17 protein-coding genes and 1 pseudogene are annotated in these 22,683 nt (G+C 72.9%); 3 read left to right on the top strand and 15 right to left on the bottom strand.

Annotated elements, in window-relative coordinates; all coding sequences use genetic code 11:
- The first annotated feature begins 22 nt into the window (after positions 1–22).
- Entirely contained in the window at positions 23–910 is an 888-nt protein-coding gene (locus BLV02_RS08040) for a carbohydrate ABC transporter permease (protein ID WP_069110997.1), read from the top strand.
- Positions 907–1,884, top strand: a complete 978-nt coding sequence (locus tag BLV02_RS08035; protein WP_069110998.1) for a carbohydrate ABC transporter permease — start codon at positions 907–909, stop codon at positions 1,882–1,884. Before BLV02_RS08040 ends, BLV02_RS08035 begins: the two co-directional genes overlap by 4 nt.
- Positions 1,885–2,076: 192 nt before the next feature.
- Here the strand turns inward: BLV02_RS08035 and BLV02_RS08030 are convergent, their stop codons facing one another.
- The 7 genes from BLV02_RS08030 to BLV02_RS08000 all read right to left on the bottom strand — a co-directional run bounded on the left by BLV02_RS08030 (position 2,077) and on the right by BLV02_RS08000 (position 10,435).
- Positions 2,077–2,973: an ROK family protein gene (locus BLV02_RS08030; RefSeq protein WP_216094160.1), complete on the bottom strand. Its 897-nt coding sequence runs from the start codon at positions 2,971–2,973 to the stop codon at positions 2,077–2,079.
- Positions 2,970–4,430 (bottom strand): argininosuccinate lyase, encoded by a 1,461-nt coding sequence (locus BLV02_RS08025; protein WP_069110999.1) that lies wholly within the window; start codon positions 4,428–4,430, stop codon positions 2,970–2,972. The genes BLV02_RS08030 and BLV02_RS08025 overlap by 4 nt, the downstream gene beginning before the upstream one ends.
- On the bottom strand, positions 4,423–5,238 hold the full coding sequence (locus BLV02_RS08020; protein ID WP_069111000.1) for a creatininase family protein: 816 nt from the start codon (positions 5,236–5,238) through the stop codon (positions 4,423–4,425). The genes BLV02_RS08025 and BLV02_RS08020 overlap by 8 nt, the downstream gene beginning before the upstream one ends.
- A complete protein-coding gene (locus BLV02_RS08015; RefSeq protein ID WP_069111151.1) occupies positions 5,226–6,998 on the bottom strand; it encodes an ABC transporter permease in 1,773 nt (590 codons plus the stop codon). Before BLV02_RS08015 ends, BLV02_RS08020 begins: the two co-directional genes overlap by 13 nt.
- Complete coding sequence (locus BLV02_RS08010) at positions 6,995–8,065, bottom strand: ABC transporter ATP-binding protein (RefSeq protein ID WP_069111001.1); 1,071 nt, start codon at positions 8,063–8,065, stop codon at positions 6,995–6,997. The genes BLV02_RS08015 and BLV02_RS08010 overlap by 4 nt, the downstream gene beginning before the upstream one ends.
- Positions 8,066–8,131: 66 nt before the next feature.
- A complete protein-coding gene (locus BLV02_RS08005) occupies positions 8,132–9,187 on the bottom strand; it encodes an extracellular solute-binding protein (RefSeq protein WP_069111002.1) in 1,056 nt (351 codons plus the stop codon).
- An 81-nt stretch (positions 9,188–9,268) separates the two neighbouring features.
- On the bottom strand, positions 9,269–10,435 hold the full coding sequence (locus tag BLV02_RS08000) for an ROK family protein (protein WP_069111003.1): 1,167 nt from the start codon (positions 10,433–10,435) through the stop codon (positions 9,269–9,271).
- Positions 10,436–10,747: 312 nt separating this feature from the next.
- On the opposite strand from BLV02_RS08000, the gene BLV02_RS07995 reads away from it, so the two are divergent.
- A complete protein-coding gene (locus BLV02_RS07995) occupies positions 10,748–13,477 on the top strand; it encodes a sugar-binding protein (RefSeq protein WP_069111004.1) in 2,730 nt (909 codons plus the stop codon).
- Between the two features lie 52 nt (positions 13,478–13,529).
- Here BLV02_RS07995 and BLV02_RS36385 read toward each other — a convergent pair whose 3' ends face one another.
- From BLV02_RS36385 to BLV02_RS07955, 8 genes and pseudogenes are all read right to left on the bottom strand, one after another.
- Positions 13,530–14,726: a glycerophosphodiester phosphodiesterase gene (locus BLV02_RS36385; RefSeq protein ID WP_069111005.1), complete on the bottom strand. Its 1,197-nt coding sequence runs from the start codon at positions 14,724–14,726 to the stop codon at positions 13,530–13,532.
- A 418-nt stretch (positions 14,727–15,144) separates the two neighbouring features.
- Positions 15,145–16,368 carry a low temperature requirement protein A gene (locus BLV02_RS07985; RefSeq protein ID WP_074946217.1) on the bottom strand — a complete coding sequence of 408 codons (1,224 nt, stop codon included), beginning with the start codon at positions 16,366–16,368 and terminating at the stop codon, positions 15,145–15,147.
- Positions 16,369–16,415: 47 nt separating this feature from the next.
- A complete protein-coding gene (locus BLV02_RS07980; protein ID WP_069111006.1) occupies positions 16,416–17,549 on the bottom strand; it encodes a hypothetical protein in 1,134 nt (377 codons plus the stop codon).
- A gap of 2 nt (positions 17,550–17,551) precedes the next feature.
- On the bottom strand, positions 17,552–17,878 hold the full coding sequence (locus BLV02_RS07975; protein ID WP_069111007.1) for a PepSY domain-containing protein: 327 nt from the start codon (positions 17,876–17,878) through the stop codon (positions 17,552–17,554).
- Positions 17,879–17,942: 64 nt separating this feature from the next.
- Entirely contained in the window at positions 17,943–18,911 is a 969-nt protein-coding gene (locus BLV02_RS38235; RefSeq protein ID WP_245737744.1) for a sensor histidine kinase, read from the bottom strand.
- Positions 18,912–19,227: 316 nt separating this feature from the next.
- A pseudogene (locus BLV02_RS38230) lies at positions 19,228–19,350 on the bottom strand (winged helix-turn-helix domain-containing protein); the annotation flags it as partial.
- Positions 19,351–20,158: 808 nt separating this feature from the next.
- The gene (locus BLV02_RS07960; protein ID WP_083288525.1) at positions 20,159–21,499 is read right to left on the bottom strand and encodes an ABC transporter substrate-binding protein; all 1,341 of its coding nucleotides are present in this window, start codon (positions 21,497–21,499) and stop codon (positions 20,159–20,161) included.
- 67 nt (positions 21,500–21,566) lie between these two features.
- Positions 21,567–22,619, bottom strand: a complete 1,053-nt coding sequence (locus tag BLV02_RS07955) for a LacI family DNA-binding transcriptional regulator (protein WP_069111009.1) — start codon at positions 22,617–22,619, stop codon at positions 21,567–21,569.
- Between the last annotated feature and the right edge of the window lie 64 nt (positions 22,620–22,683).

Raw genomic sequence — 22,683 nt, 5'->3', positions numbered from 1 at the left:
GCGCGCCGATGGGAGGACCGAGGTGAGCGCGACCGTCCGCTGGGTCCGCGGCGGCGGGCTGAGCACGCTGCTGCTCCTGCTGCCGTTGCTGCTGGTGTTCGGCTACTTCGCCTGGTTCCCCATCAGCCGCGCCGTGGTGATGAGCTTCCAGGAGACCAATCTGGTCGCCGACCCGGCGTGGGTCGGCCTGGACAACTTCCGGCACGTCCTCGACGATCCGCTGTTCTGGACGTCGGTGCGCAACACGTTCTTCTTCACCGGGCTGGCGCTGCTGTTCGGCTACCCGGTGCCGCTGGTGCTGGCGGTCGTCATGAGCGAGCTGCACCGCGGCAGGGGCGTCTACAGCGCGCTGGCGTACCTGCCGGTCGTGGTGCCGCCGGTGGTGGCGGTGCTGCTGTGGCGGTTCTTCTACGACGCCAGCCAGACCGGTGTCTTCAACACCATGCTGGGCTGGATCGGGCTCGGCCCGTTCGCCTGGATCCAGGACGCGTCGACGGCGATGCCGTCGCTGGTGCTGCAGGCGACGTGGGCCAACGCCGGTGCGACGGTGCTCATCTATTTGGCCGCGCTGACGGGGGTGCGCGGCGACCTGTACGACGCGGCCGAGGTCGACGGCGCGGGGCTGTGGCGCAAGATCTGGCACGTCACCCTGCCGCAGCTGCGCGGCGTGCTGCTGATCACGTTGATCCTGCAGGTCATCGCCACGTTCCAGGTGTTCACCGAGCCGTACCTGATGACGAACGGCGGCCCCCAGAACGCCACCGTGACCGTGCTGCTGCAGATCTACAACTACGCGTTCCGGTTCGGCGACTACGGCGCCGCGACGGCGCTGTCGGTGCTGCTGGCGCTGTTCCTGGCGGTACTGTCGGCCGTCTACTTCCGGCTCACCCGGTCCTGGAGCACGACATGAGTGACACCGTGAAGGACGACGTCCGGGTCGCGGCGCCCGCCCCGGCCGCCCCGGCGGCGCGGACCGCCCGGCGGACGCGGCGGCGCCCCGGCGGCGACCGCGAGCGCGGCATCCTGTCCGGCTACGACCGCGGCCGGACGGGCACCCGCTGGGGCCTGCGCGTCGCGCAGGGGCTGGTGCTGGTGCTGCTGGTCGTGGCCAGCCTCGGCCCGCTGCTGTGGCTGGCCCGCGCGTCGGTGAGCACCACGCAGGACACGCTGCGCACGCCGATGGCGTTCTGGCCCAGCGGCATCGACTGGGCGAACCTGTCGACGGCCTGGAACCAGGCCCAGATCAGCCACTACTTCGCCAACACCGTGTGGGTGGCGCTGGGCTCGTGGTTCGTGCAGCTGCTGGTGGCGACGACCGGCGGCTACGTGCTCGCGGTGCTGCGGCCGCGGTACGCGCCGGTGGTGTCCGCCGCCGTGCTGGCGACGCTGTTCATCCCCGGCGTGGTGGTGCTGGTGCCTCTGTTCCTGACGGTGCTCGACCTGCCGGTGGTGAACGCGTCGCTGCTGAACACCTACTGGGCGGTGTGGCTGCCGGCCGGCGCCAACGCGTTCAACGTGCTGCTGGTCAAGCGGTTCATGGACGGCCTGCCGCGCGACGTCTACGAGGCGGCCCGGATGGACGGCGCCGGGCCGCTGCGCATGTTGTGGTCGGTGGTGCTGCCGATGTCCAGGCCGATCCTCGGCGTCGTCTCGATCTTCGCCTTCCTCAACGCGTGGAAGGACTTCCTCTGGCCGCAGATCGTGCTGCCGGAGCCGACGCTGCAGCCGTTGTCGGTGCGGCTGCCGCTGATCCGCGACACCGTCGAGCTGGACGTGTTCCTGGCAGCGCTGCTCATCTCGATGGCGCTGCCGATCGTGATCTTCCTGGTGTTCCAGCGGCTGTTCCTGCGCGGCGCCGGGCTGGGCGGCGCCGTCAAGGGCTGACCCGGGGATCCTCCATGTACAGCCTCGGCACGAGCGGGGACAGCGGTCCGGCCGGGGCCGGTCATCGGCGATGTGGGGCGAACGGTTGGCCGGTTTTCATCCACCTTCCTGGTCGTCAGAGCGGCTCAAAAGGTTGATGATCATGGTGGGTGACGGCTCGGAAGACAGACCCCGGTTGTCAGCCCGCCGACGTCAGGCGAGGTCAACCGCCACGGCGTCACCGGCCAGGGTGACGGCGCCGACCAGCGGCGCGTCCTGGTCGAAGCGCGACACGACGACGTCGGGCCCGAACACCAGGTGGGTGTGCAGCTGCTGCGTCAGGCGCGACACGATCCGCGCGCTGCCGGTCAGGCCGCCGAACAGCACCACCCGCTCCGGGTCGAGCAGCAACGACATCGCGACGACGGCCCGCGCCAGCGCGTCGATGCGGCGGTCGACGAGGTCGCTCAGTTCCGGGCGCGGGTCGGCGACGAGTGCCGCCGCCCCGCCGTCCAGATCGTGCGCCGCCGCCAGGTCGTCCAGGACCCGCCCGCCGAAGATCGCCTCCAGGTGCTCCTCGTCCGCGTGCAGCGGGCCGGAGCCGACCAGCGTGTAGCCGATCTCCCCCGCCGCCCCGTGGAAGCCCGGCATGACCCGGCCACCGACGACGAGCGCCGCCGCCACCCCGGTGCCCAGGCCGAGGACCAGGCCCGGATCGGCATCGACCAGCCGGCCGTGCCGCGACTCGGCCAGCGCGGCCGCGTTGACGTCGTTCCAGACGGGCACCGGCATGTCGCCCAGCCGGGCCCGCAGCGCGTCGGCCAGCCGCAGCTCACCCCAGCCCGGCACGTTCGGGGCGAGGTCGATGCCGTCGGGGCGGACGACGCCCGGGGTGGCGACCCCGGCCGCCAGGAGCGGACGGCCGGACTCGGAGACCAGCTTCTCCGCCGCGTCCAGCGCCCTGGCCAGCGCGCGTTCGGCGCCGTCGCCGGCGTGGGTGGGCAGCCGGACCCGCTCCACGATGGTGCCGTCGGGCTCGGCCAGCGCCAGCGCCATCTTGGTGCCGCCGAAGTCGATGCCCAGGATCTGCCCGGTCGAGGAAGTGCTCACGCGGCGGTCCGCTCCCGCACCACGTCGTCGAGCGTCCGGGCGGCGGCGTCCAGCCGCGACCGCAGCGCCGTCAGGTGCGCGGCGGACTCGTCGACGCGGGCCCGCAGCAGCGCGACCTGCCGCCGGACCTGCGCCGAACCGGGGCCGTCGGCCTGCGCGCGGTGCAGCACCCGGGCGGGGTCGTTGGCCGCGGCGATGAGCTGCGTGGCCGCGTCCTCGGTGACGCCGCTCAGCCCGAGCCCCGCGGCGACCTCGAGCACCGTCGCCGTCGTCCACCCGTCGGGCGGCGACTCACGCAGCAGCCGGCCCACCACCGAGTGGGCGGCGCGGAACGGGACGCCGGAGGCCGTGAGCGCGTCGGCGGCCGCCGTCGTGGTGGCGCCGGTCGCGACGATCTCCGCCGCGGCCGGCGTCGACAGCGGCTCCACCCGCGCGATCACGCCGCCGAGCAGGCGGAAGAACCGCCGCGCGCGGTCATTGCTGTCCCACAGCCGGGTCTGGACGTCGGTGGTCGCGTTGTTGGAGTCCTCCCACCACGCCGCGCCCACGTTGTTGAGCACCGAGGCGGCGTCGGCCGCGGTCGCGCCGGCCATCGAGACCAGGTGCTCGAACACCACGGGGTTCCGTTTCTGCGGCATGATGCTGCTGCCCTGCGTGAACTCCGGCGGCGTGGTCATCCACCGCCAGCTCAGCCAGTCCATCATCGTGCGCGCGAACCGGGCGCCGGTGGCCAGCACCTGCGCGTTGAGCGTCGCCACGCGCATCAGGTAGTCGGCGCCGGCCACGGCCTCGTAGGAGTTCACGACCAGCCCGTCGAAGCCGAGCAGCCCCGCCACCCGCGCCGGGTCGATGTCGAGGTCGGTGCCGGCGAAGGCGCACGACCCGAGCGGCGACACGTTGATCTCGTCGAGCAGTTCCGCATAGGCGCGGGCGTGCCCGGTCAGGGCCTCGCCGTAGCCGGCCAGCGCGTGCCCGACGGTGGTCGGCTGCGCCGGCCGCCGGTGCGTGTACCCGACGATGACGACGTCGGCGTACCGGTCCGCCGCGTCGAGCAGCGCGCCCGCGGTCGCCAGCACCTCGGCCTGCACCGCGGCCACCTGCTCGCGCAGGATCATCCGGAACACGCCCTGGTCGAGGTCGTTGCGGCTGCGGGCCAGCTGGACGTCCAACTCCGAGGTGTCGACGCCGGCCGCGGCGGCCAGCCGCTTCTCGACGGTGAAGTAGACGTCCTCGACCGAGCCGTCGTAGGTGAGCGTGGCCGGGTCGTCGGCGCGCATCGCCTCGAGGCCGCGCAGCAGCGTGGCGGCGCGTCCGGCCGGGATGAGGCCCTGGTCGGCCAGCATGACGACGTGGGCCCGGCTGGCCTCCACCATCGGGCCGTAGAGCCTGGTCACGTGGTGGTCGAACACCACGCTCAGGTGGTTCTCCTGGTAGACGGTCAGGGCCTGGTCAGCCATCGGACTCTCCTGTAGCGGGTGGTTCGGGTACCGGGTCGGTCGTGGGCGCGTCGGGCAGCGGGGCGGCGAGCCAGGCGTCGACGAGCTCGCGCAGCCGCCGCGCGGCGAGGTCGCGGACCCGCCGGCCGGAGTCGTCGCGCACCAGCGACACGTGCCCGGACCAGCCCTCCCACGGCGTGGGCCGGGACTCGATCAGCACGTACGGGCTCGGGGTGGGCAGCTTCGGCCGCGGCGGCAGGTCGCGCGCCGCGGCCAGGTCGACGGCGTCCGGCGCGAAGCCGAGGACGCCGCTGGTCTCGTAGGCGCCGCCGTGGCCGCGCGACGGCAGCGGGCCGAACAGCTCGGTGGTCTCCTCCGGCGTGATCAGCTGGAACCAGTTCGCCAGCAGCAGGCTGCACCGGCGCCGTCCCGACACCCACTCCATCGCCGCCCGGACGATCGACATGTTGGCGTCGTGCCCGTTGACGACGAGCACGCGGCGGAAGCCGGCCGCCACGATGCCCTCGAGGACGTCGCTCAGATAGGCGAGCGCGATCTCCGGCCGGACGCCGATGGTGCCGGGCCACGGTCGCGTCTGCCCGGGCACCGCCGTGTACGCAACGGACGGGTAGAGCACGCCGCTCGGCGTGCCCGGCGCGTCGGCCCACTCCCTCGCGAACCCGTCGGCGAGCAGCAGGTCGGCGCCCAGCGGCAGGTGCGGGCCGTGCCACTCGAACGCCCCGACCGGCAGGACGGCGAGGTCGGCGCCGGCGACGACGTCCGGCCAGGCGGCGCCGGTGACCCGGGTCGCGTCGATCAGGCCGCCCACTGCGTCGCCTCCTTGGCCGAGCGGGACGTCCGCCCGTTCTCGAGCCGCCCGCTGACCAGCATGACGACGAAGATGAGCACGACCTGCAGCATGCCGTACGCGGCCGCCGTCCCCATCTCGAAGCGGTACATGCTGTTGTTGATGGCGACCGAGATCGGCTCGGTCCGCGACGTGTAGATCAGCACCGACGCCACGAACTCCCCCACGCCGTGCACGAACGCCAGCAGGGCGCCGGCCACCACGCCCGGCAGCACCAGCCGCACGGTCACCGTCAGGAACGCCCGCGGCCACGACGCGCCCAGGTTGCGGGCCGCCTCCTCCAGGGCCGGGTCGGTCTGCGCGAGGGCGGCCGACGTCGACCGGAAGACCATCGGCAAGAACCGCACGAAGTAGGCCAGCGGCATGATCCAGAACGTGGCGACCAGCACCTGCCCGAAGCTGAACGCGTTGCCGGTGCTGAACGCCGCGATCAGGTTGATGGCGACGACGGTGCCCGGTAGCGCCCAGGCCAGCATGACGGCGATGTCCAGCAGCGACCGGCCGACGAAGCGCAGCCGGCGCACCGCGTAGGCGATGAGGACACCGACGACGATGATGGCGGCCGTCGCCACGGCGCTGATCGTCACCGAGTTCCGGATCGGCTCGAACGCGCGGGGGTCGTTGAAGATCGTGCTGAAGTTCTCCGTCGTGTACTCCGACGGGATGACCTGCGTCGTCCACGAGCCGTCGCGCGAGAACGCCACGAGCGCGATGGTCGCGACGGGTGCGAGCAGCACCGCCACGCCGGCCAGCGAGCCGACCATGGCCAGCCAGCGCCCGACCGGGTTGGTGACCTCGCGCCGGTGGCTGGCGACGCCCTTGGACTGCGACCGGTAGCTGCGCCGTCCCTCGTACCACCGCATGGCCAGCAGGAACAGGATCGAGACCACACCGAGCACCGACGCGTACGTGGACGCCAGCGGCATGTCGCCGTTGGTGCGGTTGATGTAGATCTGCATCGTCATCGTCTGGTCGACGCCGAACAGCAGCGGCGCGGTGTAGGACGCCAGCGACGTCATGAACACCAGCAGCGCGCCGGACACCATGGCCGGCGTCAGCATCGGCAGCAGCACCGTGCGCCAGACCCGCAGCCGCGACGCGCCCAGGTTGTAGGCGGCCTCCTCGACCGACGGGTCCAGCCCGCGCAGGGCGGCCGACGCGGCGAGGTAGAAGAACGGGTACATGGTGAACGTGTGGACCACCAGCACGCCGGCGATGCCGCTGACGGCCAGCACCGGTTCCTCGGTCCCGAACAGCCGTTGCAGCGCGCGCGGCAGGATGCCGGTCTCGCTGTACAGCAGCTGGAAGGAGATGGCGCCGATCAGCGGCGGCAGCGCGGCCGGGACCAGGATGATCGCCTCGATCAGCCCGCGGCCGGGGAACTGGAAGCGGCGCAGCAGGAACGCCATCGCCACGCCGACCACGCCGCACAGCACGACGCTGGCCACCGAGATGAGGATGGAGTTGATCAGCGACTGGCGGGCGACGCCGCCGGCGCTGAAGAAGCCCGAGTAGTTGTCGCCGGCGTTCTCGCCGACGCTCTCGGCGAACGTCGCCAGCATCGGCTGGACGATGTAGCCCCACAGCACCAGCGCCAGCGGCAGCACCAGGATGTACGGGAACCACCGCGACCCGGTGACGGCGCCGCTGCGCAGCCGCTTCGCCGTCGCCGCGGGTGGTTCGTCCGCGGTGACGGCGTCCGGCTCGGTCCGGACGCTCACGGCCGCACCACCCACAGCTGCTCCGGCGGCAGCACGACGCCGACGGTGTCGCCGATCGTCAGGCCGTCGGGGAGCTGGACGGCGGCGACGTGCAGCGGCGTGCCGGCGAGGTCGGCCGACACGTTCGTCGACATGCCGGTGAACTCCGTCTCGAGGACGGTGGCGCGCAGCGCGCCGGGGGCGTCGGGCCCGGTGAGGCGGACGTGCTCCGGGCGCACCGACACCAGCGCGAGGTCGGTCTCGGTGAGGCCGTGGCCCTCCGGAGTTGCGGCCCGGAGGGTGACGCCGTCGGGGCCCGCGACCTCGACGTGCTGCGGCCCGGCGCCGAGGACCGGCAGCGACAGCACGTTGCTGCGGCCGATGAACGTGGCCACGAACCGGTTGGCCGGGCGCCGGTAGATCTCCTCCGGCGTGCCGACCTGCTGCACCGTGCCGCCGTTCATGACGGCGATGCGGTCGGACATCGCCATCGCCTCGGCCTGGTCGTGGGTCACGTACAGCGAGGTGGTGTTGGCCTCGCGCTGGATGCGGCGGATCTCCAGCCGGGTCTCCTCGCGCAGCTTGGCGTCGAGGTTGGACAGCGGCTCGTCCAGCAGCAGCGTGCGCGGCCGGATCACCAGCGCCCGGGCCAGCGCGACCCGCTGCTGCTGCCCGCCGGAGAGCTGGTCGATGCGGCGCGACCCGTACCCGGCCAGGTGCACCTGCTCCAGCGCCTCGTCGATGCGCCGCTTCGCCTCGGTGCCGCGCACCTTGCGCGTCCTCAGCCCGTACCCGACGTTCTGGGCCACGCTGAGGTGCGGGAACAGCGCGTAGTTCTGGAACACCATGCCGGTGTCGCGCTTGTTCGGCGCGGCCCGCGTGACGTCGTCGGAGCCGAAGAAGATCCGTCCCGACGAGGGGAAGTAGAACCCCGCGACCATCCGCAGCGTCGTCGTCTTCCCGCAGCCGCTGGGCCCCAGCAGCGTGAAGAACTCGCCGTCCTGGATGACCAGGTCGACCTTGTCGACCGCGGGATCGCCGGAGCGGGCGAACACCTTGCTCACCGCATCGAGCCGGACCTCGACCATGTCTCACCTTTCGTCGGGCGACCGGCGGGCGTGCCGTGAGCACGCCCGCCGGTCCGCCGGGCCGGGTCAGCCCTTGTTCTTGATGTTCTCGTTCCAGTAGTTGATCCAGTCCGTCTCGTTCTGGCCGATGGTGGCCCAGTCGACCTCCATCGGCTGCAGGCCGAGGTTCGCCAGCCACTCCGGCTGCTCGGAGATCTCGACGGTCGGGATCTGGTAGTAGTCGGCGGCGAGCTCGCCGCGCAGGCCGTCGTCGAACAGGAACTCCAGGAACTGCGTGGCCGCCTCGCTGTCGCCGCCGGCCACCGCCGCGACGCCGTCGACCAGCACCGGAGCGCCGGACGCGGGCATGACGTAGTCGAACGGCATGTTCTGCTGCTCGGCCTGGATCAGGATGTCCTGCAGGTTCCAGGCGCTGAGCACGCCCTGCTCGCGCGACAGCTTCAGGTAGAGGTCGGCCGGGTTGGCCGCGTACTCGGCGGTGTTCGCGTCCAGCTGCGTCAGCCACTCGTAGCCCGGCTGCGGGTCCTGCCCGTCAGGGGACTCCTTGAGGATCATCGCGGCGTAGATCGAGCGCATGGTGCCCGACGCGGCGACGTCGCGGATGAGGATCTGGTCCTTCCACTTCGGGTCGAGCAGGTCGTCCCAGTCCTTCGGCGCCTCGTCCTCGGTGAGGGCGGCGTTGTTGTACATGATGACCTCGGGCAGCAGGATCTCGCCGAACCAGCGGCCCTCGGGGTCCTTGTGCCCGTCCTCGATGTCCGCGGCGAAGGCGGGCTCGATCGGCGCCAGCAGGTCCTCGGCCGCGGCGGCGTCCAGGCCCTGCTGGGTGCCGCCCCACCACACGTCGGCCTGGGCGTTGGACGCCTCGGCCCGGACCCGCTCGAGCACCTCCTGGGCGCCGAGGTTCAGCACCTCGACGTTGCCCGCGTACTCGGGGTACTCCTCCTCGAACCGCTCGATCACGAAGTCGGTGATGTTGGAGTCGCGGGCGCTGTAGATGGTGAGGCTGCGCGACTCCGAGCCGCCGCCGTCGGACGTGGTGTCGCCGTCGTCGCCGCCGCAGGCCGCGAGGACCATGCCGAGCGCGACGGTCGCGCCGAGCATGATGATGGGGCGTCGCATGGGTGTCCCTCCGTTGGGTGTGTGCTGACGTTCTGGGCAGGCAGGCGCGCTCGCCGAGCCGGGCCGAGCCGCGCTGTGAGGTCAGATGGCCGGTACCGCCATCAGTCCGGCCGCGGTGAGTGCGGAGCTGATGGCCCCGTGCAGGGCGGCGCGGTCGCCGAGCGCGCCCCGCCGGATCTCCACCGGTGCGGGCACGTCGGCGTCGACCAGCTCCTGCAGCCGCGCGGTCGCGGCGTCGTCGAGCTCGGCGGCCGCGCCGCTGAGCAGCACCCGTCCGGGGTCGACGACGCACGCGCACGAGATGATCAGCCGCGACCACGCCACCAGCACCTCGTCGAGGTACTCGCGCGCGGTGGCGGCGCCCGGGCCGTCGCCGGCCGCGGCGGTGACGAGCGCGGTGACCGGCCGAGCGCCGTCGCGCTCGATGCCCGCGTCGGCGAGCTTGCGCGCCACGGCGGACTCCGACCAGCGCGCCTCGAACGCGCCGACGCCGTCGCGGGTGTGCGCGTCGCGGTCCAGCGTCATGAACCCGACCTCGCCGGCCGCGCTGGAGGCGCCCCGGCGGACCCGGCCGTCGAGCATGAGACCGGCGCCCACGCCGTCGGTGACGTGCAGCAGCATCAGGTCGCTCACGTCGCTGCCGGCACCGGCGGCGTGCTCGCCGGCCACCATGAGGTTGACGTCGTTGTCGACGACGACGGAGACACCGAGGCGGGCGCGGATGCCGTCGCCGATCGAGCGCGTCTCGACGACGCCGACCGACGGCGCCAGCCGCACCTCGCCGTCGGCGGTGACACCGGGCACGGCCACCGCGACGCCACGCAGCTCCGGACGCCCGGCGCCGGCCAGTCGCGGCACGACGTCGCAGATGGTGGCCACGATGTCCGGGCCGAGCGGGACGTCGTCGTGGGCGATGACGGTGCCGTCGCTGTCGGCGATCTCGCAGCTGGCCTGGTGCGGCCGCAGCGCCACCGCGGCGACGAGCTCGGCCCGCGGGTTGAACTCCAGCCGCTCCCGGGGGCGACCGGCCCGCGAGGAGTCCGCGCCCCGGGCGATCAGGTAGCCCTCGGCGATCAGCTCGCGGACCAGCGGGGTGAGGGTCGCAGGGCTCAGCCCGGTCAGCTCGGTCAGCTGTGACCGCGAGAGCAGCCGGGCCTGACGGGCCGCGGAGATGACCGCGGACCGCTTGATCTCCCGGGAACGCTCCCGCCGGACGGGGCTCGCCGGGACCTCTGATTGCGACTTCACGGTTGCTTTCTACGGCGAAGGAAGTACCGCGGTCAAGACACGGTTCGGACACGGAAGGTCTCGTCCCGTTATTTTTCGTTCTCCGAAGGAAAAAGCTCACGAACCCTTGCCAACGGGCTGGAGACGTCCCTAGGGTCGCCCTTCGAAGGCCTTCCGAGGGCGCTCGGCCGGCGCCCGCACCTGCACTGTCACCGCTGAAGTCGGGTCATGCACAGCTCATGACCACTCCCCGCCGGACCCGCGGCTCGGGGAGTCCGTCGGCATGACCTCATGAGGATCGCGCCGTCATCGCGCGTCGTAGAGAGGGCTTACATGGACGTGAACCTGAACCGCCGCAGCTTCCTGCGTGGCACCGGCGCCGTCACCGCCGCGGCCGTCGGCGCGGCCGCCGGGTTGCGGCTGCTGACCCCCGCGGAGCGGGCACTCGCCGAGCCGGGAGGTGCGGTCGACCTGGACATCCTCTACATCGGCGCGCATCCCGACGACGAAGCCGGCACGCTCGGCGCCCTGGGTCAGTGGAACGAGGACCACGGCGTGCGCGCCGGCGTCATCACGATCACCCGCGGCGAGGGCGGCGGCAACGCGGTCGGCCTGGAGGAGGGCCCGCCGCTGGGCCTGCTGCGCGAGGCGGAGGAGCGCCGCGCGGTGGCCTACGCCGGGATCGAGCACATCTACAACCTCGACGGCCTCGACTTCTACTACACCGCCAGCGCACCGCTGAGCGAGCAGATCTGGGGGCACGAGAGCACGCTGGGACGCATCGTCCGGGTCGTCCGGGCCACCCGGCCCAGCGTCATCGTCACCATGAACCCGTCGGCCACCGACGGCAACCACGGCAACCACCAGCAGGCGGCCAAGCTCGCCGTCGAGGCCTACTACGCCGCCGCCGACCCCTCGCGGTTCCCCGAGCACGCCGACGAGGGCTTCGGCCCGTGGCGGGTCGGCCGGATCCTGCAGAGCGGCGCCGTCGGCAGCGGCCCGCTCGGCCCCGACGGCCCCGCGACCGGCTACACCCCGCGCGTCACGTCCGACGTCGTCTTCGGCACGTGGGACGGCACGGTCTCGCAGCGCCACGGCGGGGAGCGGTGGAGCGTCGTCAAGACGTGGGCCGCCCGCGAGTACATCACCCAGGGCTGGTCCACCCGCGCGTTCCCGCCGTCCGACCCCGCACGCATCTCCAGCCAGTGGTTCACGCTCATCGACACCCGCACGCCGTACCCCGACCCGCGCAGCGGCGGGCTGGCGGCCATCGAGGGCGCGGCCCTGCAGGCGCCCGGCGGCCTGCCGCTGGGCACGGAGTTCTACCTGGAGACGCCCGGCTTCCACGTGCTGGCCGGCTCGTCCTTCGAGGTGGTGGCGCATGCCCGGGCGGCCGCCCGGCGGCCCGTGCCGAACGCGTCCGTCGCGGTCGAGGTGCCGGAGGGCTGGACGGTGAGCGGCGACGGCCGGCTCGGGACGCTCGCGCCCGGCCGCGCGGCGACGGCGACGTTCACCGTCACCGTCCCGGCCGATCTCGTGGCCGGCGAGCGGTTCGACCTGCGCGGGACGCTGAGCACGCCGCGGCACGGCGCCGGCACTCTCGGCGAGGTGGTCGAGATCGGCGCGCCGGTGCGCGGCACCCTCGAGCCGCTGCCGGAGATCGCGCAGTTCCGCGCATGGACCGCCGCCAACGGCGTCGAGCACCTCGACAGCCTGATCCTGCCGCTGCTCGCCATCGGCAGCGGCCGCGGCCGCGAGGTCCGCGTCGACCTCACCAACACCAGCGACCGGCCGCAGTCGGGCGCCGTCACGCTCGCGGTGCCGGCGGGCTTCGAGGTCTCCCCCGCCAGCCGGTCGTACCAGGACCTCGCGCCCGGCGCCGCCGGGGCCGTCACGTTCACCGTCACCAACACCGACCCGTCGCTGCCGACGTCGAACCGGGCACCCGACGACGGCCGGTACGCGATCGAGATCGTCACGACCTACGACGGCGGTTCGGCGGCTCAGGACGCGGCGTTCCTGCTGGTGCCGAGCCTGGCGCTGGAGAAGGCCACGACGGCGCCGCGGGTGGCGGGCGACGTCGACGAGAGCGAGTTCCCCGGCGCCGTCATCGACATCTCCACCCGCTGGGAGGGCGAGCAGGCGCCGGCGTCGGACATCTCCGGCCACGCCAGGATCACCTACACCGACGACGCGTTCTACGTCTACGTGAACGTCACCGACGACGTGCTCGGCTTCGTCCTGCCGCCCGAGGACACCAAGCGGCAGCGGCGCACCGACTCCGTCGAGATCAACATCGACCCGCGCGGCACGTCGGCGAACACGTCGACGGTGTTCATCGCCGGCGTCTTCCCGATCACCGACGACCCCGCGAACGGCAACCCGCCGAGCTTCCACCGCGACCGTGACAACCGGCAGGGCCCCGGCCCGGAGACCGCGCCGGGCATGGAGGTCGCGTCGCGGGTCGGCGACCCCTACACCGGGTACACGGTGGTGGCGAAGATCCCGTTCGACGTGCTGCCCGACGCGCTCGACCCGCAGCACGTCGGCTTCAACATCCTGGTCAACGACTCCGACACCCAGGACAAGAGCACGCAGACCCGCATCGGCTGGTCCACCTGGCAGGGTGTGCGGGCCGACCCGTACCGGTGGGCCGTCGTCACGCTGCCGGACCTGGCGGCCCAGCCGTCCGCGCCGAAGGAGCCGGTGCTGCCCGACACCGCCGCGAAGAGCGTCGACTCGCCGCAGAGCATCCTGCAGTCGGCCGGCGACAACGTCCCGCTGGGCGGCTGGCGCGCGCTGGGCGGCGGGTCGGTCGAGGTGCAGTCCGCGTCTGCCTCCGGCGGCTCGGTCACGGCCCGGCTGCGGACGCGGCGGGCCGGTCAGGCCCGGGTCTTCGTCTGGGACGGCGCGGCCGTGCTCGGCCGGCTCGACCAGGAGCTCGCGGCCGGACGGCACTCGGTGACGGTCCCGCTGACGGCGTCCGGCAGCGGCTCGCAGCGGTGGCTGCTGGTCTCGCTGGAGTCCGGCGAGGCGAACGACGCGGCGGCCTACCGGCTCTGACCCGGTGGTTCCCTCGCGGCCGGGTGTTGCGGCCGCGAGGGAACCCCGCCCGCTACGGGACGAGCCGGGCGGCCGACGCGTGCACGGCGCCGTCGCCGCCGAACGTCACACGGGCGCCGAGCCAGTGGCCGTCCGGCACCGCGACGCAGCCGCCGCGGCCGGTCGTCACCTCGACGGCCCTGGTGCCCCGCTCGAACCGGACCGGCTTGCCCGGGAAGCCGAACCCGTTGCCGGCGTTGACCAGGCACACCTCGTCGATGCGGCCGCGCTCGCCGCGTCCGGTCTCGATGGCGGAGCCGACCGCCTCTCCCGCGGCCGCGACGATCAGCGCCGGCTGGTTCGTCTGCACGCCGTCGGCGCCCATCGCGCGGGCCCGCAGGAACTGCTCGACCTCCTGCTCCGGGCCGGCGTCGTAGGCGTGCGGCATGACGATCGCGCAGGCGTCGTGGGCGGCCGCGACGGACTCGGGGGTGTACTCGTCCAGCCGCGACCCGAACACCTTGAAGATCGCCGCGATCTCGTAGATCAGGAAGTTCGGCTCCCAGCGGTCGCGGTTGTAGATGAGCCGCGCGGCCGGCTCGGCGGCGAACACCCGCGGGTCCGACGAGTTGAAGACGGACTCCTCGATCAGGCCGTACTCGCCGACCAGCTCGGCCAGCTCGCCCTCCTCCGTCACCGAGCCCTTGACGTCGAGCTCGACGCCCTTCCCGGCCTGCTGGGCGAGCGCCAGCACCTCCTCCAGCGACGCGACCCGCGCGGGGTCGTAGGCGCCGCCCTTCCACGGCGCGTAGTCGGCCGCGTTGAGCGCTCGCACCTCGTCGAAGGTGAGGTCGGCGACGTTGCCGGTGCCGTCGGTGGTGCGGTCGACGGTGGAGTCGTGCAGCGCGACGAACCGGCCGTCCTTCGTCTGCTGGACGTCCACCTCGACGAGGTCGACGCCGTAGGCGAACGCGTAGGCGTAGGAGTCCAGCGTGTTCTCCGGCGCCAGCGTCAGAGCGCCGCGGTGCGCGGAGATGACGGCGTCGGCGGCGCCAACGTCCGGCGTGCCGGCGTCGGCCCAGCGGTCCGGATCGGGCGTCTGGTCGCAGGCCGGCGGGTCGGTCAGCGGGCGGAGCTGGGCGAGCGCCTGCCGGTACTGCTCGATCCGCGGGTCCTCCTCGTCCGCGCCGGCCTGCGTCGCGGCCAGGCCGGTGAACAGCGCGAGCGCGCCGGCGGCCGCCACCGTCCGGCGCAGCGTCCTCGGGGCCATGTCTGATCCTCTCGACGAGCGTGCGGGGCCTCGTCGAGTCTTCGCGCCCCCGGTGAACCCCCGACGACGCCGACACGGCCTCCACGCGACGTTTCACAGGCATGCGGACCAGTGAGCGGCCGGCGGACCGCAACCCACGACCCCAGGACCGGACGACCGAGACGGGTGACTCGGACGCCAACCATTGGCACCAGCGTCACCCCCGCCCCCACACCCCGGCGACCTCCACCGCCACAGGGTGACCCACACGCCAACCGTTGGCACCGACGTCACCCCCCGCCCCAACACCCCCGGCGACCTCCACCCCCACCCGAAGCGGACCAATGAGCGGCCGGCGGACCAGAAGAACAGCAGGGGGCAGGCGGAACGATACGAAACACACCGACGAGAGCCCGGCGAACCGAGCTCGGCCAACGCGTCAGGGGGCCGCGCCGGTCGTCGTCTCGCCGACCGGCTCGCGCGGCGTCCGGCGGACCTCGAGCACCGCCAGCGTCCCCAGCACGACCAGCGAGAACGTCGCCGTCGCGAGGCCGCTGCGCCCGGCCATCACCGGCACGCCGGCCAGCAGCACGACCACCGCGGCGACCGCCGGCCAGCCGGCGCGGTGCCGGACCCGCAGGCTGCAGGCCAGCAGGCCGAGCAGGAACAGCGCCGGCCCGCCCAGCACGGCCAGCGCGCCGGTGGTCTCCATCGCGTCCCCCGGGTGCGCGACCACCAGCTCGTCACCGACGGCCATGAGGACGATGCCGGCGACGATCGGGACGTGCAGGTAGGTGTAGATGTCGCGGCCGAGCGCGCCGACGTCCTCGCTGCTGCTGTGCCCGAGGCGGTGCGCGATGACCGGCGACGCGCCGGAGAAGTACAGCCACCACAGGGCCACCGAGCCGAGGAACGACACGCCCAGCGCGAGGCCGATCTCCAGGCTCATCTCGGTGCCTGACGCGGTGACGCCGGTGAGCACGATGCTCTCGCCCAGCGCGATGATGACGAACAACTGGAACCGCTCGGCGAAGTGGTGCCCGTCGATGGCCCACTGGCTCATCGGCGCGCTGCCGTCACCGGGCACCCAGTACTGCGCCAGCGGCCCGGAGAGGTCGAGCGCCAGCGCGACCAGCCAGAGCGGCCAGCGGGCGTCGTCGATCAGGCCGCCGGCCACCCAGAGCGGCGCGGACGCCACCGACCAGGCGAGGATGTGGCGGAAGTTCCGGTTGAACGTGCCCGGTGGCGTGACGATGACGACGAACAGGTTGCGGCCGATCTGCAGGGCGGCGTAGCTGCACGCGAACAGCAGCGCGAGGTCGCCGAAGCCCTCCGGGATCGCGACCGCCATCAGCAGGCTGGCCAGCATGACGAACGTCAGCACCAGCCGCACGGGGGCGGTCTCGGGGTCGAACCAGTTCGCCATCCAGGTCGTGTAGTTCCACGCCCAGTAGACCGCCAGCAGCATGAACGCCGTCTCGGCGGCGCCGGTCCAGGTGAGGTGGCTGGCCAGCAGGTGGTGCGAGAGCTGGGTGACGGCGAAGACGTAGACGAGGTCGAAGAACAGCTCGAAGAACGTCGCCCGCTGCTCGAGCCCGGACCGTCGCATGATCCGGATCTGCGGGATGACCGTGCCGCTGCCCTCTGGTGTCGCGTCGGACATGAGCGGGAGCGTAGTCCTGCCGCTCAGGTCCGGCGACGCAGGTCGGCTCAGCGCGTGGCCGCGCCGCGGTCGTGCAGCGCCGCGATGGTCACCGCGTCGGAGCGCTGACCTGCGACGTCCCCGGACTCGGTGTCGATGACCAGCTGACGGGCGACGACGTCGAGCCGGGCGCCGTCGACCTCGGCCGGCGGGCGGTAGGGCAGGGTGAGGTCGAGGACGGCGGTCGCGGTGTCGACGGCGGCCTGCCGCACCGCGGCGGGGTCGCCGGCGCCGGACAGCCGGCCGAGGGCGTCGTCGAGCGCGGCGGTCAGCGCGGGAGGCGCGGTGTCGTCGGGCCGGTCCCGCCAGGCGGCCGTCATCGCGGCGACGGACGGGCCGACGGCGATCCCGGCGCCCGCGTCGTCGAAGACCCGCGCCGCGCCGTCGGCCAGCTCCGTCAGCACCGCCGGGACGGCGCCGGCCGCGGCGTCCGTGGGCACGGCGACGGCGACCTGGACCAGCTCGTCGGAGGCCTCGGAGCGGAACTCCCCGTACCCCGGCGCGAACACCTTGTGCTCGACGGAGCCGTCCTCCTGCCGTTCCTCGGTGCCGATGGCGCCGCGCACCTGCCCGCGCGGTCCGTCGGCGGTGACGTCGTCGTCCTGGACGGTGGTCTCCTCGAACACCAGGCCCGGGATGTTCTCGGACCGGTACACGTCGCCCCGGCTCGGGTCCGCGGGCATGATCAGCCCGCCGGGCCCGTCGCGGCCGGCCAGCCAGCTGCCGCCGTGGCCGGTGAGCACGCCGTCCTCGTAGTCGTCGACGTCCTCGCCGAGGTACCAGACGCCACCGGCGTCGTCCTGCGCGTAGTAGTCGTGGGTCACCTCGATGACCCGCCCGGCGCTGTACGCCACGTACTGCGACACGACCGCCTCGATGCTCTGGCCGTCCCAGGTGATGGTCCGCGTCCGCGGCAGCGTGGTGACCTCGACCCGCAGCGGCTTGCCCTCCTCCTGGCCCAGCTGGATCGCCTGGTCGCCCACCACCAGCGGGAACAGCGGGTTCGTGATGTCGCCCGGCGCCGAGAACGACGGCCGCGCGGTGTCGACCCGCCGGGCAGGGGCGCCGGTGTCCTGGCTCGCCCCGCAGCCGGCCAGCAGCACGCCGGCCACGGCGGCGGTGAGCACGGCCGTCGTGCGCATGGTCAGTCGCCACCCTCCTCGGTGTCGCCGGCGCCGTCGGACTCGTCGCTCAGCACGGCGAAGTCCTTGTCGAGGTGGACGTCGACCTGCGTGCCGTCGTCGAGGGTGACCTCGACCTCGTAGTAGCCCTCCTCGTCGCCGAGCTCGGTGCCGGTGACGGTGCCGCCACCGGTGTGGTCGAGGGCGGCGGCGCTGGCCCGCGCGAGGGCGTCGCCGGTGATCGGCTGCTCGCTGTCGTGGCCCGCCGACGCGGCGCCCATGGTGGCGATGGCCCCGGCCGCCGCCACCGCGGCGGCGCCGCCGCCGATCCAGGCCTTCGTGTGCTTCATGGTCCTGCTCCCTTCCGGATGCACACAGCCTGCGCCCGCGGTGCTGAACCGGGCCTGAACGGCGTCAGCCAGCGGGGAGGCGGACGACGATGCGGGCGCCGCCGCCGTTGCGCTCCCCCACCTCGACGGCGCCGTCGTGCGCGCGGACCAACTCGTCGACGATGGCCAGCCCCAGGCCGGCGCCGCCGGCGTCGCGGTCGCGGGCCTCGTCGAGGCGGACGAAGCGGTGCAGGACGCGCTCGCGGTCGGCGGGCGCGATGCCGGGACCGTCGTCCTCGACGGCCAGGCTGACCGTGCCGTCGCGCGACGCCACCGACAGGGCGACCACCCCGGCCGCGTGCCGGACGGCGTTGTCGCCGAGGTTGCGCAGCACCCGCCGCAGCGCGGCGGCGTCGCCGGTCACCCGGGCCGCGGCGACGCCGGTGGTGTCGACGGTGGCGCCGGCCGCCCGCAGCCGCACGGCCTCCTCCAGCACGAGGTCGTCGAGGTCGACGGCGTGCGCGGCGAGCCGCAGCCGGTGCTCGTCGGCGCGGGCGAGCACCAGCAGGTCCTCGACCAGCCGCTGCACCCGCAGGTCCTCGGCCAGGACGATGCCGGCGAGGGCGGGGACACTGGTGCGGCCGGGGTGCGCCAGCGCCACCTCGGCGTGCTGCCGGATCGACGCCACCGGCGAGCGCAGCTCGTGCGACGCGTCGGAGACGAACCGGCGCTGCCGGGTCTGCGCGTCCTCGAGGCGGTCCAGCATGCGGTTCATGGTGCGGGCCAGCCGGGCGATCTCGTCGTCGCCGCGACCGGTGGGGACGCGGCGGTGCAGCTCGGCGGCGGAGATCGCGTCGACCTCGGCCCGGACCGCCTCGACCGGCGCCAGCGCCCGGCCCGTCGTCCACCACGTCGTCACCCCCACGACGGCGAGCAGGACCGGCAGGCCGACGCCGAGCAGCCGGGTCACCACCCCGGTCGCGTCGGCGACGTCGTCGGTGGACTGCCCCGCCACGACGGTCCGGTCGCCGGAGCGCACCGCGACCGCCAGCATGTCCTCGCCGCCGACGTCGACCCGGGTGGTGTCGCCGGGACGCACGTCGACGGCGGCGACGCCGGCCACGTTCGGGGTGGCCGCGACCACCGCACCGTCCGCGACCACCTGCACGAACCCGTCGTCGTCGGCGACCAGGCGCGGGTCGGCGGCGTCGACCGAGGCCGCCCGCGACCGCGCCGCGTCGGCCACCTGCTCGAGCAGCGCCGAGCGCATGACGACGACCAGGGCCACGCCGCCGAGCAGCAGCGCCAGCCCGGCGACCAGCACCGCACCGGTCGTGGTGCGCAACCGGACCGAGCCCCGGCGCCCGCGCTCAGCCGCCATCGGCGGCCATCCGGTAGCCCGCGCCGCGCACCGTCTCGATGCTCCGGCGCCCGAACGGGCGGTCCAGCTTCGTGCGCAGGTGCCCGATGTAGACCTCGACGATGTGGTCGTCTCGCCGAGCGGGCCACCCTGGGTGAGCACGAAGATCTCGGCGAAGGACTGGGAGAGGAAGATGATGTCCATCACGACGACGTAGGTCAGCATCGGCCGCAGCCCGGGCAGGGTGACGTAGCGGAAGCGCTGCCAGGCGTTGGCCCCGTCGACTCTCGCTGCCTCGTACAGGTCCTTCGGGATGCCTTGCAGACCGGCCAGCAGCAGCACCATGTTGGCGCCGAGCGCCTTCCAGATGCGCATCACCGACACCGCGTTCAGCGCCGAGTCCGGTTCGTAGAGCCACCGCTGCGGTCCCATGCCGACGGCCTCGAGCAGGCCGTTGACCATGCCGTTCTGTGAGTACAGCCAGAGCCAGATCATCGACACCGCGGTGAGCGAGACGATGTGCGGCAGGTACAGCGAGGCCCGGAACAGCCCGATTCCCCGGAACGGCTTGTTCGCCAGCAGCGCGAGGCCGAGAGCGATCACGACCACGACGGGGAGCACCTGAGCCGTGTACCGGAAGGTGACGCCGAGCGCCTGCCGGAAGGCGGGGTCCGACGCGAGTCCCACGTAGTTCTCGAACCCCACGGGCGCCGGCCCGGTCCGGCTCAGCGGCGAGTAGTCGGTGAACGAGAGCACCAGCCCGTAGACGACCGGGGCCAGCATGAACACGACCACGTAGAGCGTCGCGGGCAGCACGAACCACACGCCGACCCAGCGCCCCGCGCGCTTCCGCCGCGCGCCGCGGGTCCCGGCTCCGCGCCCGTCCGGAGCCACCGTCGCGGTGGCTCCGGACGGACGAGTCTGCTGCAGCTCCACGCGGGTCAGCCGCCCGCGTGCTGGGCGATGATCGACTCGACCTCGGCCGTGGCGTTGTCCAGCGCCGTGCCGACGTCGACCGTCTCGTGCAGCGCCTGCTCGAGGTTTGCGTCCAGGGCATCGCGGATCTCGACCCAGCCCGGGACGTTCGGGTTCGGCTTCAGAGCGGACGCCTGCTCGACGAACGCCTGGACGACCGGGTTGGACCGCACGTACTCGGTGTCGATCGCCGACGCGTGGACCGGGACCGCGCCGATGCCGGCCGTGTACTCAGCCATGACCTCGGGCGTGAGCAGGTACTCGATGAAGTCCCAGGCGAGGTCCTGCGCCGGCGAGTCCTTGTTGATCATCAGGCCCGGTCCGGCCCCGCCGATCATCGCCGGGCTGTCGGCGCCCTCGAACGTCGGCGCCGGCATGACCCGCAGGTCCAGGTCCGGCGCGGCCTCGGCCACCTGCTGCATCACCGGGGCGGTCAGCACGGCCATCGACGCGTCGCCGACCACGAGCGGCTGCTGGGCGGGCGGCATGTTCACGTAGTCCTCGCCGAGCATGTTCGAGACCGGCTGCTCGCCGTGGAACAGGTCGACGAAGAACTCGAGGGCCTGAGTGCCCTCGGGTGTGTCGAACGTGGCCGCGGAACCGTCCGGCTCGAGCATGTCGCCACCGGCGCCGGAGAGCAGCGAGGCGAACGTCTGCTGAATGGCGATCGGGTTCGAGGGGACGAGCAGCCCGGCGTGCGTGACGGTGTCCCCGTCCCGCACGGTCAACTGCTCGGCGGCGGCCCGGATGCCCTCCCAGGTCGTCGGGGGCGCGTCGGGGTCGAGGCCGGCGGCGGTGAAGTCGGCGGCGTTGTACATCACGAGGTTGCCCTGCATCGACAGCGGGATGAGGTACTGCGTGCCGTCCACCTGGCCGCCCGCCAACGCCGCGCCGAGGTCGTCGGTCACTGCCGGGTCCAACTCGGCGAGGTAGGGGCCGAGGTCGGTGAGGCGATCCGTCGCCACGAAGTCCGCGACGGCCGCCGGGCCGTGCCCGAAGACGTCGGGCGCGGTTCCCGCGGCGAACGCCGCGTTGAGCTTGGGCGACAGGTCACCCCAGTCGACGAACGTCACCTCCACCGTCGCCCCGGTCTCTTCCTCGAAGGCGGGCACGATCGTGTCGTTCACCAGATCGATCTCGGCCTGGTTGGCGCCCGGGAACCACACGCTGATCTCGCTCGCCGCTCCCCCGCCGTCGTCGCCATCGGTGCCGGCCGAGTCGCTGCCGGTGCACGCTGCGGTCAGGAGCGAGACGGACGCGGCCACGCCGAGTACGGCGACGGTCCGCCGACCACTTCGTTGTGTCATGTGAACGCCTTCCTAAATCGTATTAGTCCGCCACGGGAGCCCCAGGCGACGGGCGGGTTGCGCATGGTTAGGTGGTAGCCTCCGCCGCGTCCTGGCGCGGCGCGGCGATGGTCCCGAGCCCGACGACCGGGCACGCGATCTTGTCGACGTGACCGGGTTCGAGCCGGCCGTCGAGCAGTGCCAGCAGCGCCTCGACGGCGCCGGCGCCCATCTCGCGGCGCGGGACGACCAGATGACTCCAGCCGCGCAGCGCCTGAGAAGGGGGGTCGAGCAGTACCACGGACAGGTCCTCGGGAACGGCCACAGCGAGGGCGGCGGCGACCGCGGAGAACGCCTCTCCCAACTCCACGGTCTCGACGACGAGTGCGGTCGAGCCCGAGTCCATGATGGAGCGTAGGAGCTCCGCTGTGACCTGCTCCGGATCGATGAGGGCGTCCGGGCCGGCGACCAACCCGACGGCCACACAGTGGTCGCGGTACGCGTCGAGCCGCTCCTGCTGTGGCTCGAAACGTTCCGCGATCCCGAGGTAGGACACCGTCCGATGCCCGGCACCGGCGAGGCGTTCGACGATCTCGCGCACCGCACCCGCGTAGTCGGCGGTCACGTACGGCACGGACGGCGCGACGACCGCACGACGACCGACGTACACGAAGGGGTATCCCTCGTCGGCGAGCCGCTCGAGGTCGTCGGTGTTCGGCTCGACACCGAGGATGACGGCGCCGTCAGCGAGGTGGAGGCGGTTGCCGCCGCCGCGATAGATCCGCCGGCTGCCGTCGGCACGCTCGGTGGACGCGAAGAGGATCAGATCTTGGCGCGCCCGGACCGCCGCACCCTCGATACCGACGAGGAACTCGTGGTAGTAGTCGTCCGGCAGAACCGGAAACACTGACTGGTACGTGTGGACGCCGATGAGGCCGTTTCGACCACCGCGCAGCGAGCGGCCGTTGAGGTTGGGCACGTACCCGAGCGTGGCGATCGCCTCGCGCACCCGCTCCTGCGTGGCGGGCGACAGCTGATGGACATCCGCTTTGCCGTTCAGCACCATCGACACCGCAGTCTGCGAGACACCAGCGATCCGCGCGATGTCGCGCTGGCTGGGCTTGCGCGGTGTGCTGGCCACGAGCCTCTCCTCGTCGATGCCTAATACGTAGTAGGCGAGAAGGTAGCGATAGAATCACGTCCTT

Origin of the sequence: Jiangella alba (assembly GCF_900106035.1) — a bacterium.
Taxonomy (GTDB): Bacteria; Actinomycetota; Actinomycetes; order Jiangellales; family Jiangellaceae; genus Jiangella; species Jiangella alba.
The sequence above is the reverse complement of the archived record's forward strand: the minus strand, read 5'-3'. Positions and strand labels throughout refer to the sequence as shown.